Raw genomic sequence first — 16,610 nt, forward strand, 5'->3', positions numbered from 1 at the left:
CGAGACAGCTCACCAACTTTTAGCCAATTCAGTGCTATTAGTAAAACTTGAAATGAATCTTATTTTTTAGACAACAAGCTCATTTTCACACCAGATATTTGTCAGTTATTCTAAAATAGAACAACTGTAGGTGAACTAAAAATCAACATATTAACCTCAATTTGAAGAGATTTTTTACCAAGCACCTATTTTTATTGCTATTTTCAAGAAGCATTCCCATAACTATAAGTTAGATTGATTTTATTTAAGCTTATTGAATTGTTTAATTGATTGAATTATGCGCATCGTCTTATGGATTTTTATTATTTGCTTGTTAGGCACAAATGCCGTACTTGCGCAAGATGAACAAGTCGCTGTCAATCTGCAAAATATTAGCCCTGCCGATACCCTTCGAAAAGACACTACTTCAAAAGTGGAAGATGCACCTTTGGACATTGCCCAAAACCGTGGGATTTTCATTCTTTCACCTGACAAACAAATGGAAATGCGCATCATAGGATCTATTAGAATGCTGATCGTCTTTGATGAAATGAACTTCTCTAACAAAAACTTCTTTAGGACATATGATATTCCCACAGGAGTCAATAATGACCCACTTCCAAACTACTACAATGGGCTAGATCAAACTAGGATGGGTTTTGAAGTCACACGAAAAACCAGTGCCGGCAACCTTTTCGCTAGAATTGAAACAGATTTTGCCGGAGTCAATGGCTTTAGGATTCGTCATGCTTATGGGCAATACAAAAACTTTTTGGTTGGACAAACTTGGAGCTTGTTTTCCCAAGTGGCAGCATTGCCTGCAACGGCCGACTTCTCTGGCCCTAGTGGTTCAGTTCGGTCCCGAACCCCACAATTACGATACAGTTTGCCCAAACCTATACATGGCATGAATATTTCTCTTGGATTGGAGTATTTGATCCCTGACTTATCGATACCTGATTCCTTGACCATTCAAACCTTCCAGTTAATCCCCAACATCACTGGAAAAGCAGATAAAAACTTTCAATGGGGCTATCTACAAGTCTCTGGGATCATCCCTATGCTTTCTGCTAGGACTGACTCCAACAAGCTTATAGTTCGGCCGGGCTGGGGGTTAGCTTCCTCTTCTTATGGAAATATTACTTCCAACAGTAAATGGCACATCCAAATTGCAGGGGGGCAAGCCATCTCCAGCTTTTTAAAAGACCTCAACGATAACGGTCTTGACGTCATTCTTGATCAGGACGAAAACCCTCATGTTCCTTTCTCATGGGGCGGTTACCTAGGGTATGAATACTTATGGTATGAAGGCCTTTCTTCTAATGTTATATATTCTATTGTTCAAACGGAAGAATTTGAATTCAACCCGGACAATGCATTTAGAAGAGGAACGACATGGAGGGCAAATACTTTCTGGGATTTTATTGAAGGTGCCAAACTGGGCGCCGAAATCATTTACGGCAGGCGCGTAGACCATAATCATGTCAAAGGCAATGCCGTGAGGTTCAACCTGCTTTTTTATTATGATTTTTAATCGCTATTTCCTCAATGATAAAATCAAAATAATAACTTAAAACGGTAATTTTTGAAATGCCACTTAAAGTCACCGACTTTATTTATAATTTTAATTAAATAGTGTCAGTTAAGAGCATTCTACAATGAGTAAAAAAAACTACAGGATATCTATAAATCAGCCATGCGAGCAAGAGTGGGCATCCATGAAAAATCACAGTCAAGGAAAATTTTGTCAAGAATGTTCAAAAGCAGTAATCGATTTTTCAAATTTAAAGGATGATGAAATCACCAAAATCTTAAAAAATAACTCTGCTGAATTATGTGGCCGTTTTAAAAAGCAACAACTTAATCGGTCAATTGAGCCTCAAAAGGACACAAGATCTTCTAGCTTTAGTAAATTATTTATTAGCATAATCAATTCAGAAAACTTGCTAGCCGAAGACATCACTATTGCTCATAAAGAGAACATTTCATCCTTCAGTGATTTTTTCGAATTGAAAAAACCCGTTAAAAACAATTACAGCAAAGATAGTCTTGACAACATCATAAAAGGACGAGTAATCGATATTGAAACAAATGAAGTCCTCCCTTTGGTAACAATTTCTATCAGAGAAACAGATATCCAAACTTCCACTGATCTAGAAGGTGAATTTTTTATTAAAATCCCTGAAGAATTTATACAGGAGAAATTTATCCTAGATGTAATGTTTATTGGTTATGAAAAGAAGGTTGTAGAAGTCGATAGAAATAAACTTTCATCAAAATGGAATATAGGTATTTTCCCTTTGGAAGAAGCTTTACTGGGGGAAATATGCATCATTTCAAAAAGGAAATGGTGGCAATTTTGGAAAAAATGGTAAAATAAATACAATAACTATTTTCCCAAAATAGAATTCAAGTAGAAAAGAATAGAAGCTACATATGAATATAATTTCACTTTAGTCATCTGACTTCCAGCTTCAAACCAGTTAAGCAAATGGTATTGGAGTCTAAAGACACTTCAAGTAATCGGCTTATAAAACTATCTTTACTATTAATACCTTTAAACCTGCACCGATTTCCATTTACCCTTATTGAATATCCATCCACTGACCAAGGCATGCACGGAGTGGCCAACTGCAATAGCTATAAAAACACCATTCGCTCCTAAGCCAAAATATGTTGACAGCACATAGGCCAGTGGTAACTGAAACAACCACAAAACACAAATATTAATAATAGTTGGTGTTTTCGTATCTCCCGCTCCATTTAAGGATTGGCTCATCACCATGCCGTAGGCAAAGAAAACGTAACCTAAACAGATAATCCCCAAACCATTTCCTCCTACAGCCACTACCTCAGGATTATCATTGAACCAACCGATAACGGTTTCTCCTCCCAAAAAGAAAACGGCTCCACACACTCCTAAGAAAACAGCGGTATAATGGGCCGCTTTCCAAGCTGAATGTTCTGCACGATCTGGCTGACCAGCTCCTAAGTTTTGTCCCACCAAGGTGGCTGCTGCATTGGAAAAACCCATTGCAGGTAGCAAAGCAAAAATAATCAGCCTAATAGCAATGGTAAATCCAGCTAAAGCTATACTCCCACTTACTGAGACAATTCTCATCAATATGATCCAGCTGGCCGATTCAATCAGAAACTGCCCCATTCCCCCTATTGCTATCTTTAAAATATTTTTGACAGTTTTCCACTTAAATCGCAAAACTTCCCAGTGAAAACTGATAATAGACTTCCCCCTCAAAAGCACTGAAAACTGATAGAGTACTCCTATTGACCTTCCAATGGTCGTGGCCCATGCAGCACCTTCCAATCCCAATTCTGGCATAAAGCCTATCCCAAAGATCAATAATGGATCCAATACAATATTAATCCCATTGGCCAGCCAAAGTGTTCTCATAGCAATTACTGCATTCCCCGCACCCCGAAAAACACCATTGATCAGGAATAAAAGCATCACGCTGATATTCCCTGCAAAAATCACTTGGGTGTACCTGTAACCAGAATTGACCAAATCTGGCTCCCCTCCCATGATGGTCAATAAATCCTTGGCAAAAATTAGTCCCAATAATCCTACGGAAATTGCCAAGACAGCACAGATGCAAATTGCCTGAAAGGCTGCTTCCGATGCCGCTTTTTTCTTTTTTTCTCCTATTCTTCTAGCTACTACGGCTGTGGCGGCCATACTTAAACCAATGGCCACAGAATATACTATGGTCAATACGGATTCCGTCAATCCCACAGTAGCCACTGCCTGCACTCCAAGCTTCCCTACAAAGAAGATATCAACCACCGCAAAGAGAGACTCCATCAGCATTTCCAAAATCATTGGAATGGATAGATAAAAGATAGCTTTGCGAATACTCCCTACCGTATAGTCCTCTTCTGTCCCACTAACGGCTTTTCTGAAATGTTTGATGATTTTTACTAAAGTCATATAAATTCGGTAAATAACTAAAAATACCACTCTTGAAAGAGCAGACTTAAAGTCCTCTATGAGGCGCTAAAATATCCGATTATAAAAACTACGACTTCATAATGCTCCAAATTTGGAAAATATGGAGATAAATCACAAAAAAATCAGCTAATTAATCTAATATTAATAAAATGAATTACTTTCAATTACCATGTGATTACACCATCCATAACCAGTACTTCACTGGTTTCAGCATTGACCACAATAGTATTATCGAGCACTGCCTTTTTACCTGACACATCAAAATCAATTTCACCACATGCATCCATGGCGCAGGTATAGTCATATTTAGTACCGTTTTTGATAATACTCATTGAAATGGCAATATCGCTGACCACCATCACAAAAGTATTCATCGGATCTTTGGGATGAACGGTATCGGTAATCGTACTTCCCTTATCAACGACGATGATGGATTCTTCCAACCCTGTCAAATCATCCCTACCATAGGCAACATTCCCAACCACCAAACTAGTGCCTACCTTATCGGTATCGCCACCTTGCAAACTTATAGTCCCACTCCCGGTAATGGCAGGCTCATCATCTTCATCATCACCATTATTACAAGAGAATATTAGCAAAAAACTAAGCAAACTTAAATAAAGAAGAGACTTTTTCATAGAAATAAAAATCAATTAATTATACATAAAATCAAAAATATAGAAAAAGAGATTAAAAATAGATCTGTTTATATACGTTTAATTAATTATGTAAACCAATAACCTAATTTTGTATTTCAAAATATTATCAACTTACCATATTATGGTTTCAGCTTCTCCACTTTGCTTTCATCTTTGCAAAGCCTCAAAAGCTCAATATTGTTTTTTCCAAAAATTGGATGAATGAAGTCAGGAAGAACTTCAGCCAGTGGTTCAAGAACAAATCTCCTTTCTGCTAAAAATGGATGAGGCACTTTCAGTCGATCTGTATCGACAATTTTCTCTCCGAAATAAATAATATCTATGTCCATTGTCCGATCTCCCCACTTCTTCACTCGTGTACGCCCAAGCCTATCCTCAATGCCCTGAGTGATATCCAGAAGTTCCTCTGCCTCTCTATTCACTTCCAAAACCAAAGCCCTGTTCAAATAATTACCCTCAGAGCTTCCACCCCAAGCTTCTGTTTCATAGATGGATGATTTGCCCGTAACCTTGAACTCCTCGCCCAACAAAGCTTCCGCTTGGGCTATCAACTCTAATCGGTTGCCTATATTCCCTCCTATCAATAATACTACTTGCTCCATTATTAACTATGGTAATTTCAACCGTAAAACTAACAGAAAGTAAGAAAAAAGAATTATTTTCGGACTTTACAAAATATAATTGAGCATGAAATTTTTAAGTAACGTTTTGGCAGTAATCGTGGGCTTGATGATCTTTTCCATCATCAGCTTCTTTTTCTTTGCCGGACTGATCACCCTTTCTACTGCGGAAGAAAAAGTCACTATCAAAGACAATACTGTTCTACACATCAATCTGGAAAACATCATGTTGGTGGAAAGAACTTCCGAAGACAATTTGAACCTTTCTTCTTTCGGCCCCATCCCTTCTGCTTATAAAATTGGTTTGACCAATTTGAAAAAAGCTATCAGGACAGCCAAAGACAACGATAATATCAAAGGTATTTATCTTCAGGCAGGAACCGTAATGGCAAACCCTGCGGCTTTGACTGAGCTAAGAAACGAACTTGAAGATTTCAAAAGTTCGGGAAAATTCGTGGTGGCCTACTCTGAATTATTCAGTGAAGGAGGTTATTTCCTTTCTTCTGCAGCCAGTGAAATTTACCTCAACCCAATGGGCGGACTGGAGTTCAATGGACTTTCTTCAGAGGCCTTGTTCTTCAAAGGAATGTTGGAAAAACTGGAAATTGAACCAGTAATATTCAGGGTGGGGGAATACAAAAGTGCTGTAGAACCTTTCATTCTGGACAAAATGAGTGAAGCCAACCGTCTACAAACAGAGGCTTTTCTTGGAGATCTTAACAACTATGCCGTTCAGTCCATTGCCAAAAGTAGATCTTTAGACCTCACAAAACTCAAGCAAATCAACGATCAAATGTTGGTACGGAAACCTCAGGATGCGGTTGATTTAGGCTTGGTCGACGGAATTTGGTATGATGATCAAGTGAAGGACTTACTAAGAGAAAAATTAGGTTTGGAAGAGAATTCAGAGATTTCTACGGTCAATGTCACCAACATCAACAAGACCGCAAAAACAAAAAACCTAACAGCCGGCGACCGCATTGCGGTCATCATTGCCGAAGGTGAAATTGTTAGTGGGGAAGCAGATGGAGTCATCAGTTCAGAAATTTTCGCCAAAGAAATCAAACAAGCAAGAATGGATGATGACATTAAGGCCATTGTGCTTCGAGTAAATTCCCCTGGAGGTTCTGTATTGGCCTCTGAAGTTATTTGGAGGGAAATGAATGAAGCAAGAAAAGTAAAGCCTGTAATCGCTTCCATGTCGGCAGTAGCAGCTTCTGGAGGCTACTATATCTCAGCTCCCGCTGACACCATCGTAGCACAGCCTAATACCATTACCGGGTCAATCGGTATTTTTGGCATGTGGTTCAATGCAAAAGGGCTACTTAACAATAAACTCGGTATCACCACCGACGTAGCCAAAACAGGTGAACTTTCCGACTTCATGAATCCTACAAGGGAATTGACCGAAGTGGAGAAAAACATTATCCAAACTCAAATTGAAGATGGTTATGACACTTTTATTCAAAGAGTCGCAGATGGAAGGGACATGAGCAAGGAAGCAGTATTAGAAGTAGCTTCTGGAAGAGTTTGGAGTGGAATGCAAGCAAAAAACCATGGCTTGGTAGATGTGCTTGGTGGCCTTGATGATGCCATTGCTATCGCCGCTGAAAAAGCCAATTTGGAAGACAATTACCGTGTTCTGTACTTCCCTAAGCAAAAAAATATTCTTGAACAACTTATGACTGAGTTTGGGAGTGATATTGAAGCCAAGTATATGAATTACCGCTTCGGAGAAACTTATCAATTATATCAGCAAATTGAAAAGGTGAAAAAGCTAAAAGGGAATATGGCCAGAATGCCATATGATATCATTATCAAATAACTCCCTTTAATAAGTTAAGTCATAACAAAGGCTGTCCGTATTATGGACAGCCTTTGTTATTGATGGCAGAAAATAAATACCATATCATTAATTAAACATCTATCAAGAGCTTCAAACCAAATGCTTCTCTTATTTATCATTATACCCTAAAAAAGCTACTTAGGTAGCTTTTTTAGGAGTTATTAATATCATTATCTGATCATGAAGTCTCGTCTTGTTGCTCAGGTTGGCTCATAGAACCTCCCAAAGCACGATATAGATCAACAATACTTTGTAATTTTTGGGTCTTTAAAGCCACATAATCCAATTCTGCCTCCAAGGCTCTATTTTGTGAATTGATCACATCCAAGTAGTTGGCATACCCCACAGAAAACATAGTGTTTGCATTGGAGATAGATCTTCGCTGTACCAATACCTCATCAGTTTTGAGGTCCAATTGCTCATCCAATGTGGAATAAACATTTACCATATCAAGTACCTCTAAATAGGCATTTAAAACCGTTTGCTCATAATCCAAAAAGGCGATTTTCTGAGATGATTTGGCCTGGTTATAGGTTGCTTTAATCTGACTACGGTTAAAGATGGGGGCCACCAAACCTGCTCCTGCCTCATAAAAGGTGGAAGCAGGACTTAGAAATAGTTTGCTAAATTCAAATGCATTGAAGCCAGCTGTACCGAAGAGCCTCAAAGAAGGGAAAAAAGCAGCTTTAGCCACTTTTACATCTGCTTTACTGGCCTCCAAGGCCATCTCTGCTTGACGAATATCCGGCCTTCTTTGAAGCAAATCAGCTGGTACGCCAATCTGTATGATTTCCGGGACAAAATCCACTTGGGAAAGTGTAGTACGGTTTAGGCCATCTTCATAACTTCCCAACAATCCCATCAAGGAAATCTCTACGGACCTCAATTCTCTCTCCTTTTGAATCAAAAGTGATTTGGAGTTGAGCAGTTGGGCTTCAAATTGGTCCACAGCCAGTTGCGTTTCCTTTCCAGATTCCTTTAAGTCTTTGGAAAGATTAAAGGCTATTTCCTGATAGGAAATATTCTTTTTTAGAATTAGTATTTCCTCATCCAATCCCACCATGTTGTAGTAGAATTTAGCCACATTGGCTATGAGCTGGGTCTTGGCCATGTTCGCCGCTTGCTGACTGGCCAACCAACGTGCCACACTCGCCTTTTTGCGGTTATTAAATTTACCCCAAATATCTAGTTCCCAAGAAAACTCTCCCCCCAATATAAAATTCTTGTAGGGTGAAGGAATTTTTTGGTCTTCGGTTAAATTATCGGAGAAATTGGTATCATAATTACCCACACCGTCCATGGTGTAATCACCAAATTTCCGCTGACTGGCACCAGCTATGAGATTAAGCTCAGGAAGCATTCCTTGTTTGCCCTTGATCATTTGAGCATTGGCAATTTGGATTCTTTCCATTGTTTTCAGAATATCCTGATTGTTCTCAAGAGCGGTGCTTATTAATCCTTTTAATTTTTCATCTTCGAAAAACATGCTCCAGTTTTCTGCCGCCATCGTTTCGACAGAATCCTTTTCCACACCATAGTCAGTTGGAATTTTTAAATTTTGATCTTGGGTGATTTCTCCCGTCTTACAGGACCAAGCCATAAGAACGATCAGAGCTCCACCTACTATATTTCTTCTGTTCATCATACTTCTGCTGCTACTTTTGATTTGTTCTTAAAATGTGTCGCCAATGATTCAAAAACCACATACAAGCCAGGAATCAGGAATATCCCCACTATCGTACCAATCAACATCCCTCCAGCTGCTGCTGTACCAATGGTTCTATTACCAATAGCACCCGCTCCAGAAGCAATGGTCAATGGAATCAATCCGCACACAAAAGCAAATGAGGTCATCAAAATCGGCCTTAGCCTTTCCACTCCCCCATTGATGGCAGATTGAATCACACCAAAACCTTTTGCCCGGTTTTGGATCGCAATTTCAATGATCAAAATGGCATTTTTACCCAATAGACCAATCAACATTACCAGAGAAACCTGTGCATAAATATTGTTCTCCAAACCAGTTAGCTTCAAAAGCAAAAAGGCTCCAAACACCCCTGCTGGCAAGGAAAGGATCACCGGCAATGGTAAAAGGTAACTTTCATACTGAGCAGCCAAAAGCAAATAGACAAACACCAAACAAATGGCAAAAATGTATAAAGCCTGGTTCCCCGAGGCAATTTGCTCTCTGGTGATACCCGACCAATCAATGTCATACCCTCTAGGTAAAAACTCCAAAGCAGCTGCTTCTACAGCCTGAATGGCATCACCACTACTGTAGCCTTCTGCTGCTTCACCATTGATCATCGCAGAAGTGTACATGTTGTAACGCGTAAGCTGCTCCGGTCCATACACCCTTTCCAGTGAAACAAAGTTGGAATAAGGAACCATATCTCCCCGACTGCTTTTCGCGTACATTTTTAGTAATGATTCGGGGTTTGTTCGATATTGTGGAGCTGCTTGAATCATCACCTTGTACATCTGGCCATATCGGATAAAATTGGAAGCATAAAAACTTCCAATGAAGCTCTGCAAAGTTTGCATGGCATCATCTACCGACACTCCCAATTGAGAAGCCTTATCATGATCTACATGTAGAATATATTGCGGGAAGTTTGGATCAAAATTGGTAAACACCCCATTCAACTCTGGTTTTTCATTCAATGCCTCCACAAAGTTCTGAGTGGTGCTGGCCGTTATGTCCAAAGGCCCACCGGTTTTATCCAAGAGTCTCATTTCAAAACCACTTGCATTACCAAAACCAGGCACACTTGGAGGAGGGAAAAATTGAATTTCTGCCCCTGTGATATGACTCACACGGCTTTGGTAATCCTCAATGAGTTGCGCAACACTCTTATCCCTGTTTTCCCAAGAAACCAGGTTAATCATCCCCATTCCATAAGATGCACCAGCAGTCTCAGTCAGCAAACTGTACCCCGCCAAAGTAGAGACTGTTTCCACTTCATCCAAAGGCAATAAGGCTGCTTGAACATCATCCAAAATCACCTTGGTCCGCTCAACTGTAGCACCAGGAGGAGTAGTCACATTGACATAGATCATCCCTTGATCCTCAGTAGGGATGAAACCAGTAGGAAGGATACTGCTGACTCCGAAAGTTGCAATGATAAACAATCCTAAGGCACCAAAAGTAACCGCCTTACGGCCCACTATTCCCTTTAATACCCAAGCATATTTACCTGAAAGTTGCTCATACTTTCTGTTAAAACCATCGAAGAATTTCTGTATTAGATTTTTCGGTTTACCTTCTTCATGATGATTCGGCTTTAACAAAATACTACACAAAGCAGGAGAAAGGGTGAGGGCATTTACACCTGAAATCACAATGGCAATTGCCAAAGTCAAAGAGAACTGTCGATAGAAAATCCCTACAGGCCCTGACATAAAACCGACAGGAATAAACACTGCTGACATAACCATTGTGATGGCGATAATAGCTCCACCTATTTCTCTCATCGCAGCTATGGTGGCATCTTTGGCATTCATCTTTTCGTCATGCATTTTCACATGGACAGCTTCAACCACTACAATCGCATTATCCACCACAATACCAATTGCCAGTACCAATGCAAATAGGGTAAGTAGATTAATAGAGAACCCAAATAAATCCATGAAGAAGAAAGTCCCCACCAATGAAACTGGCACCGCAATGGCTGGAATTAAAGTAGACCTAAAGTCTTGAAGGAAAATAAACACCACTATGGACACCAACAAGAATGCCTCAACCAAGGTTTTTATTACCCCTGCAATGGATGCATCCAGAAACCTTGAAACATCATAAGAAACATTAAAACTCATTCCCGGAGGAAAAGAGGTTTCTTGCAATTCTGTCATCTTTGCTTTGATGGCATTGATCACGTCCCTTGCATTAGAACCTGGGCGTTGCTTGATCATAATAGAAGCAGAAGGACTTCCATCAGTGATGGAAACCATGTTATAATCTTCAGAATCAAACTCTACCTCTGCTACATCTTTGATTTTTAGTAAGGAACCGTCGGGCAAAGCCTTAATGGTAATATTCTCATAATCCTCTTCCTGACTGAACTTACCTGTATAGCGGAGCACATATTGCAGCATTTGCGGATCCTTATCCGAGCTGATCCCTGACTTACCTGGAGCAGCTTCTACGTTTTGGTTACGAATGGCCTCTGTAATATCCTGTGGCGAAATATCATATGCAACCATTCGGTCAGGATTGAGCCAAATTCGCATGGCATAATCCCGTGCTCCCATGATTTCCGCAAAACCAACCCCATCAATACGTTTCAATTCCCGAAGAACATTGATATCTGCAAAGTTGTAAACAAACTTTTCATCTTGGGTGGTATCAGAACTCATCAGGTTCAAGTAAAGCAACATGCTGTTTACTTCCTTTTCTGTCATCACCCCTGCACGGATTACCTCCTCAGGCAACTCATCAATTACTGTAGACACCCTGTTTTGCACGTTTACTGCAGCTTGGTCAGGGTCGGTACCTACTTTGAAAACCACGGTAATCACCGTAACCCCATCATTGGTGTTTACGGAGTTCATATAGGTCATTCCCGGAACGCCATTGATGGCTCTTTCCAAGGGGGTAGCTACGGCTTTTGCCAATACCTCAGCATTGGCACCTGTATATTGGGCTGTAACGGTTACTGAGGGTGGTACAATCTCAGGAAACTGTGTTACAGGCAATGAAGTCAATGATAATAACCCGACCAAAGTAATAATCACCGAAATAACGGTAGATAGAATTGGCCGTTTGATAAATATTTCAAACATACTGTACTATAATAAATTGGTCAATCAAGCTCTTATAAAGATTGGAAAAGCGTATCGTAGGCTTCTTCATCAGAAATGGCTACAGGGTCAATGACACTACCGTCCTTCACCTGCTGGATGCCTTCATAGATGATGCTTTCTCCATCTTTAAATCCATCTGCTACATAAAACAACCCAAACCTCCTCAAAGGCCTGAAACTTCTCACCTGAACTTGATTGTCCTTAGTCAGTACATATACATAGTTAAAATCCTGAATTTCAAAACTTGACTTTTGTGGAATCAAAAATACATTATCCAGTTCATTCGTCATCTTGATTTTCCCACTTGCGCCATGCTTGATCAAACCATCTGGATTTGGAAACCTTACCCTAAATGCAATAGATCCCGTTCCCTGCTCAAAGTCCGCTTCCATGGTCTCTAATTTCCCTTTATAGGGATACTCTTGTCCATCAGATAAAACCAAGGTCAACTCTTTCTCCAACACTTCTTCTTCACCCGATTCCAATTTTTCCCTCATAAACCTGAGGTATTCATTTTCATTGACTTTGTAGTAAGCAAAAATCTCAGAAATATCCGTAATGTGCGTCATCAAATCACCAGTAGTCACCAAACTACCTGATTTAAAAGGGATTCTATCTACAATTCCATCAAAAGGAGCCTTGATAGTGGTGTAAGAAAGTCCTGTCTGGGCATTTTTAAGCATGGATTCTGCTTCCATAATCCCAGATTGCGCCATCTCATATTTTGCTTGGGCGAGCTCTAATTCTGAAGAAGTGATGATCTTTTTATCTACCAATGTCTGTAGACGCTCCATCTCCAATTTAGCTGCTTGAGCCTCTGCTTTGGCTTGCATCAATCTCGCGCGATTACTATTTACCATTTCTGCCAACTCCGCAGAACTCAACTTGAACAAAGGTTGTCCTTTTTTTACATACTCTCCTTCGTCTACAAAAATCTCATCTACAAACCCCTCCACTTTCGCCCTCACTTCCACAAATTGCACAGCCTGTATATCACAAACATAAGTTTGGGGCACCTCAATCTTTTTTGGTGACAACTTCATAATAGGAATACTCAAAGGCTTGTTTCTTTTATACTCTCTGGTGTTTCCTTCATTACAGGAAAAAACAAGAGGCATGCAAACCATCAAGAGCAGTAGAGCATTCCAGCAAAAGTAATTAGTGGAATCTCTGTTGTAAAACGTCAGTTTCATAAATGGTATATAGTTTAAGTAGTAGTAGTTTATTCAATCCTCACTCTCCTACAAGCCAGACAATAATTTCCCATAGAGACCTTTTCAGACCACTTCGGCAACCCCTGGCTATTTTGGAGATTTAATATTTTAGAAAATACCCTTTCAATTAACAAAACCAATTACAAGACTGAAGACCTTTGGAAAGAAAGTTAGAAGTGCCACAATCAAGGCTAATACTTTCAAGAAATCCAAAAACTGAATCTATCAGCTTCACAAAATGTAACCACGGGTCTCCCTGTGGAATGTGGATAAATTAAGATGTAGGCAATACCAAAGGCGCTAACCTCTTTCTTTAGAAAGCATCTTAAAATGGTTAGTTATTGAACTTGGGTGAAGAGGCTTTTCAGACTTAGCATCTATGGTCATTTACCATAAGTTTAATTAAAGTCTGCACCTATCTCATTAAATGCAAAAATATATTTTCTTTAACGCAATGGCTCTATTTTTATATGATCGGCAATAATTCTCCATAAACTTCCTATAATCATCAAAAAATCAGCCAAAACCAACATGCTATTTATTCAAAACCAGCAGATTACAGTTGTTCCACCTAAAAATAGTACTTTTTAATATTGCTAAATCCTTTTTTTAACGGTCTAGAAAAACAATAAACAGGAATGTGGCTCCTTAAGATTAACGTAACTCATCCAAGTCGTAATCTTTGCCAATCCCCCATTGGAGCAACTCTTCCATTTCATATATTTCCAATGTATCCAAATCTTTTACTTGGAAATTATCCCTTCCGAGTTTAGCTAAAACTTCCAACTGTCGTTTTTCACCATAGTTTACAAGGTAATATAACCTACCCACTCTCAAATTATCCAATGCTATTGCCATATAATCATCTATTTTTCTGCGATCACTACCCCTATTGCTTCAAAAGTATATTCCTCTTTGGGTGATTTGATAGCTTCTATTTCTTCCTTGGAAGCTCCTCCATCTTCAGCATAATGCCTTAATGTTTTGACATCTGTAACTGTTCTAATGGCCTCACCTTCTAAAACCACAGGATATCCTTTGGAATTTGTTGGTACAAAGAACGCATAATCTTTGAATGTAACCCGCATCTTTTCACCATTTGGTAAAGCCATGGTCAACCAGCATCCTTTTTTGACACAAACTTCTTCTATTGTTCCTTCAACTTTCCCATTGAAAGTATCATTTTGTTCCAAGGAATTTATCATAGTGCTTAAAGGTGTGACCTCTCCTTCTCCCAATTCTGAACCATAATCTCCTGCTACGTTTTCACCAGACTTGGTTTCTTTTTGATCCGTTTCCGAAACTTTTTCGTGGGCATTTTCTTTAGTGCTGCAGGCCAAAACATTTAAGCATATTAATAGTACCCAAAAGAGCTTAGTGACAATTTTCATGGCTATTTCGTCTAATTATAAGATTTCACAAAAATACATATGCTTTTTCTGAAAAACACCTTTAAAATTTTAAAAGTATTTTTCGTAACAAATAATAATATAAATTAATAATATACTAAATTTACGGCCAAATCATTAAAAGTTCACCACAAAATGACCATGATTAAAAAGTTTATCATCGATTTTGACAGCACATTTACTCAAGTAGAAGCCTTAGATATTTTGGGTGAGATAAGTTTGAGAAATGACCCAAAAAGAGATGAAAAATTAAAGGCAATCAAAGACATCACTGACCTTGGTATGGAGGGAAAAGTAACGCTTCGTGAAAGTCTTGAAAAGCGAATCGAAATACTGAATGCCAACAAAGCGCAAATCAGTGAACTTGTAGCTGAATTAAAGAAAAAAATTTCCAAGTCCTTCCAAAGAAACCGGGAGTTTTTTCAGGAAAATGCCAACAATATATATATCATCTCCAATGGCTTCAAGGATTTTATCACTCCTGTTGTGGGCGTTTATGGCATTAGTGAAGAAAATGTCTTTGCCAACGAATTTATCTATGATGAAGAGGACAACATTATAGACTTTAACAGGGACAACTTACTATCCAAAAACAATGGCAAACCAGAAACCATCAAGACACTTAACCTTGAAGGCGATGTTTATGTGGTGGGAGATGGCTATACTGATTATGAAATCAAAGCTTCTGGGCTTGCCAATAAATTTTACGCATTTACTGAAAACATCAATCGTCCAAAAGTTTCTTCAAAAGCGGATCATATTGCCCCAAGCTTGGATGAAATTTTGTATGTTAATAAAATGAATAAGAAATTTTCCTATCCAAAGAGCCGTATCAATGTACTGCTCTTGGAAAACGTTCACCCTATTGGGGTTGAAATCATGAAGCATGAAGGTTACAATGTAGAAGTTGTAAGCTCTGCCATGTCTGAAGAGGAGCTATGTGAGAAAATCAAAACGGTTTCCATCATTGGGATTCGCTCCAAAACCCAGATCACCAAAAAAGTATTGGAAAATGCCAATAGATTGATCGCTATCGGCGCATTCTGTATCGGAACCAATCAAATCGATTTAGAAACCTGTCAAGAAAAGGGAATTGCAGTTTTCAATGCACCTTTTAGCAATACTCGCTCTGTGGTAGAGCTTGCCATTTCAGAAATTATATTCTTGATGAGAAACCTTCATGACAAAACCCTAAAAATGCACCAGGGTATTTGGGACAAATCTGCATCAGGAAGCTTTGAAGTAAGAGGAAAGAAACTAGGAATTATTGGCTATGGAAACATCGGAGCTCAACTTTCTGTTTTGGCTGAAAGCATGGGCATGCACGTTCTCTACTATGACATTGTAGAAAGGCTGGCACTTGGCAATGCTACCAAAATAGATTCATTAGACGAGCTACTGGAAACCTGTGATATTATTTCCCTTCATGTGGATGGGAGAAAGGACAATAAAAATGTCCTAAACAGGGAAAAGATCTTCAAAATGAAAAAAGGCTCCATCTTGGTCAACCTAAGTAGAGGACATGTAGTAGAAGTTCCTGCCTTGAAAGAAGCTCTGGAATCAGGCCACTTAGCTGGAGCGGCAGTAGACGTATTCCCTTCTGAACCAAAAAACAATGATGAGCCATTTGAATCTGAATTGAAAGGCTGTCCAAATACCATTTTGACTCCTCATATTGGGGGAAGCACTTTAGAGGCACAGGAAAATATTGCCCAGTTTGTACCTGGCAAAATTATCGAGTACATCAACACTGGCAATACCTTCAACAGTGTCAACTTCCCTAATATTCAGTTACCTTTCTTGCGTGATGCACACCGGTTGATCCACATTCACCATAACGCTCCTGGTGTACTGGCCAAAATCAACCAAGTGTTGGCAAACTACAAAATCAACATTGTGGGCCAATACCTGAAAACCAATGAAAAAATCGGTTATGTGATTACGGATATAGACAAAGCTTATTCGCCAGATGTAATCGATGCCATGAAAGAAATAGAAGGCACGATCAGGTTCAGGATTCTTTATTAAAAACAACACAACTAACCATAACAATCAAAAGAGGGAAAATGATTTTTCATTTCTCTCTTTTCGTTTTTTTGGTAGGCCAAAT

12 protein-coding genes are annotated in these 16,610 nt (G+C 39.2%); 4 read left to right on the forward strand and 8 right to left on the reverse strand.

Annotated elements, in window-relative coordinates:
* The first annotated feature begins 277 nt into the window (after positions 1–277).
* Both IFO69_RS00660 and IFO69_RS00665 read left to right on the forward strand, forming a co-directional pair.
* The gene (locus IFO69_RS00660; RefSeq protein WP_192007029.1) at positions 278–1,513 is read left to right on the forward strand and encodes a DcaP family trimeric outer membrane transporter; all 1,236 of its coding nucleotides are present in this window, start codon (positions 278–280) and stop codon (positions 1,511–1,513) included.
* Between the two features lie 124 nt (positions 1,514–1,637).
* Positions 1,638–2,354, forward strand: a complete 717-nt coding sequence (locus IFO69_RS00665) for a carboxypeptidase-like regulatory domain-containing protein (protein WP_192007030.1) — start codon at positions 1,638–1,640, stop codon at positions 2,352–2,354.
* A gap of 182 nt (positions 2,355–2,536) precedes the next feature.
* Here IFO69_RS00665 and IFO69_RS00670 read toward each other — a convergent pair whose 3' ends face one another.
* The 3 genes from IFO69_RS00670 to folK all read right to left on the reverse strand — a co-directional run bounded on the left by IFO69_RS00670 (position 2,537) and on the right by folK (position 5,210).
* Complete coding sequence (locus tag IFO69_RS00670) at positions 2,537–3,928, reverse strand: MATE family efflux transporter (RefSeq protein ID WP_192007031.1); 1,392 nt, start codon at positions 3,926–3,928, stop codon at positions 2,537–2,539.
* A gap of 185 nt (positions 3,929–4,113) precedes the next feature.
* Positions 4,114–4,587 (reverse strand): hypothetical protein, encoded by a 474-nt coding sequence (locus IFO69_RS00675; RefSeq protein ID WP_192007032.1) that lies wholly within the window; start codon positions 4,585–4,587, stop codon positions 4,114–4,116.
* A 140-nt stretch (positions 4,588–4,727) separates the two neighbouring features.
* Positions 4,728–5,210 carry a 2-amino-4-hydroxy-6-hydroxymethyldihydropteridine diphosphokinase gene (gene folK, locus IFO69_RS00680; protein WP_192007033.1) on the reverse strand — a complete coding sequence of 161 codons (483 nt, stop codon included), beginning with the start codon at positions 5,208–5,210 and terminating at the stop codon, positions 4,728–4,730.
* An 85-nt stretch (positions 5,211–5,295) separates the two neighbouring features.
* Here folK and sppA point away from each other — a divergent pair, with 85 nt between their 5' ends.
* On the forward strand, positions 5,296–7,053 hold the full coding sequence (gene sppA / locus IFO69_RS00685; protein ID WP_192007034.1) for a signal peptide peptidase SppA: 1,758 nt from the start codon (positions 5,296–5,298) through the stop codon (positions 7,051–7,053).
* 199 nt (positions 7,054–7,252) lie between these two features.
* On the opposite strand, the gene IFO69_RS00690 is transcribed toward sppA, so the two are convergent.
* From IFO69_RS00690 to IFO69_RS00710, 5 genes are all read right to left on the reverse strand, one after another.
* A complete protein-coding gene (locus IFO69_RS00690; RefSeq protein WP_225443939.1) occupies positions 7,253–8,719 on the reverse strand; it encodes a TolC family protein in 1,467 nt (488 codons plus the stop codon).
* The gene (locus IFO69_RS00695) at positions 8,716–11,856 is read right to left on the reverse strand and encodes an efflux RND transporter permease subunit (RefSeq protein ID WP_192007035.1); all 3,141 of its coding nucleotides are present in this window, start codon (positions 11,854–11,856) and stop codon (positions 8,716–8,718) included. The genes IFO69_RS00690 and IFO69_RS00695 overlap by 4 nt, the downstream gene beginning before the upstream one ends.
* Positions 11,857–11,888: 32 nt before the next feature.
* Positions 11,889–13,004: an efflux RND transporter periplasmic adaptor subunit gene (locus tag IFO69_RS00700; RefSeq protein WP_192008918.1), complete on the reverse strand. Its 1,116-nt coding sequence runs from the start codon at positions 13,002–13,004 to the stop codon at positions 11,889–11,891.
* A 741-nt stretch (positions 13,005–13,745) separates the two neighbouring features.
* Positions 13,746–13,949: a hypothetical protein gene (locus tag IFO69_RS00705; RefSeq protein WP_192007036.1), complete on the reverse strand. Its 204-nt coding sequence runs from the start codon at positions 13,947–13,949 to the stop codon at positions 13,746–13,748.
* Between the two features lie 8 nt (positions 13,950–13,957).
* Positions 13,958–14,482: a DUF4920 domain-containing protein gene (locus tag IFO69_RS00710; protein WP_192007037.1), complete on the reverse strand. Its 525-nt coding sequence runs from the start codon at positions 14,480–14,482 to the stop codon at positions 13,958–13,960.
* A gap of 153 nt (positions 14,483–14,635) precedes the next feature.
* On the opposite strand from IFO69_RS00710, the gene serA reads away from it, so the two are divergent.
* On the forward strand, positions 14,636–16,528 hold the full coding sequence (gene serA / locus IFO69_RS00715) for a phosphoglycerate dehydrogenase (protein WP_192007038.1): 1,893 nt from the start codon (positions 14,636–14,638) through the stop codon (positions 16,526–16,528).
* Positions 16,529–16,610 lie beyond the last annotated feature (82 nt).

It is taken from the genome of Echinicola arenosa, assembly GCF_014841125.1.
Lineage (GTDB): Bacteria > Bacteroidota > Bacteroidia > Cytophagales > Cyclobacteriaceae > Echinicola > Echinicola arenosa.

Coding starts and splice junctions, on each gene's coding strand:
- sppA (WP_192007034.1), top strand. CDS start 5,296: ATGAAATTTTTAAGTAACGTTTTGGCAGTAATCGTGGGCTTGATGATC.
- IFO69_RS00690 (WP_225443939.1), bottom strand. CDS start 8,719: ATGATGAACAGAAGAAATATAGTAGGTGGAGCTCTGATCGTTCTTATG.
- IFO69_RS00660 (WP_192007029.1), top strand. CDS start 278: ATGCGCATCGTCTTATGGATTTTTATTATTTGCTTGTTAGGCACAAAT.
- folK (WP_192007033.1), bottom strand. CDS start 5,210: ATGGAGCAAGTAGTATTATTGATAGGAGGGAATATAGGCAACCGATTA.
- IFO69_RS00665 (WP_192007030.1), top strand. CDS start 1,638: ATGAGTAAAAAAAACTACAGGATATCTATAAATCAGCCATGCGAGCAA.
- IFO69_RS00710 (WP_192007037.1), bottom strand. CDS start 14,482: ATGAAAATTGTCACTAAGCTCTTTTGGGTACTATTAATATGCTTAAAT.
- IFO69_RS00695 (WP_192007035.1), bottom strand. CDS start 11,856: ATGTTTGAAATATTTATCAAACGGCCAATTCTATCTACCGTTATTTCG.
- IFO69_RS00670 (WP_192007031.1), bottom strand. CDS start 3,928: ATGACTTTAGTAAAAATCATCAAACATTTCAGAAAAGCCGTTAGTGGG.
- IFO69_RS00705 (WP_192007036.1), bottom strand. CDS start 13,949: ATGGCAATAGCATTGGATAATTTGAGAGTGGGTAGGTTATATTACCTT.
- serA (WP_192007038.1), top strand. CDS start 14,636: ATGACCATGATTAAAAAGTTTATCATCGATTTTGACAGCACATTTACT.
- IFO69_RS00700 (WP_192008918.1), bottom strand. CDS start 13,004: ATGGTTTGCATGCCTCTTGTTTTTTCCTGTAATGAAGGAAACACCAGA.
- IFO69_RS00675 (WP_192007032.1), bottom strand. CDS start 4,587: ATGAAAAAGTCTCTTCTTTATTTAAGTTTGCTTAGTTTTTTGCTAATA.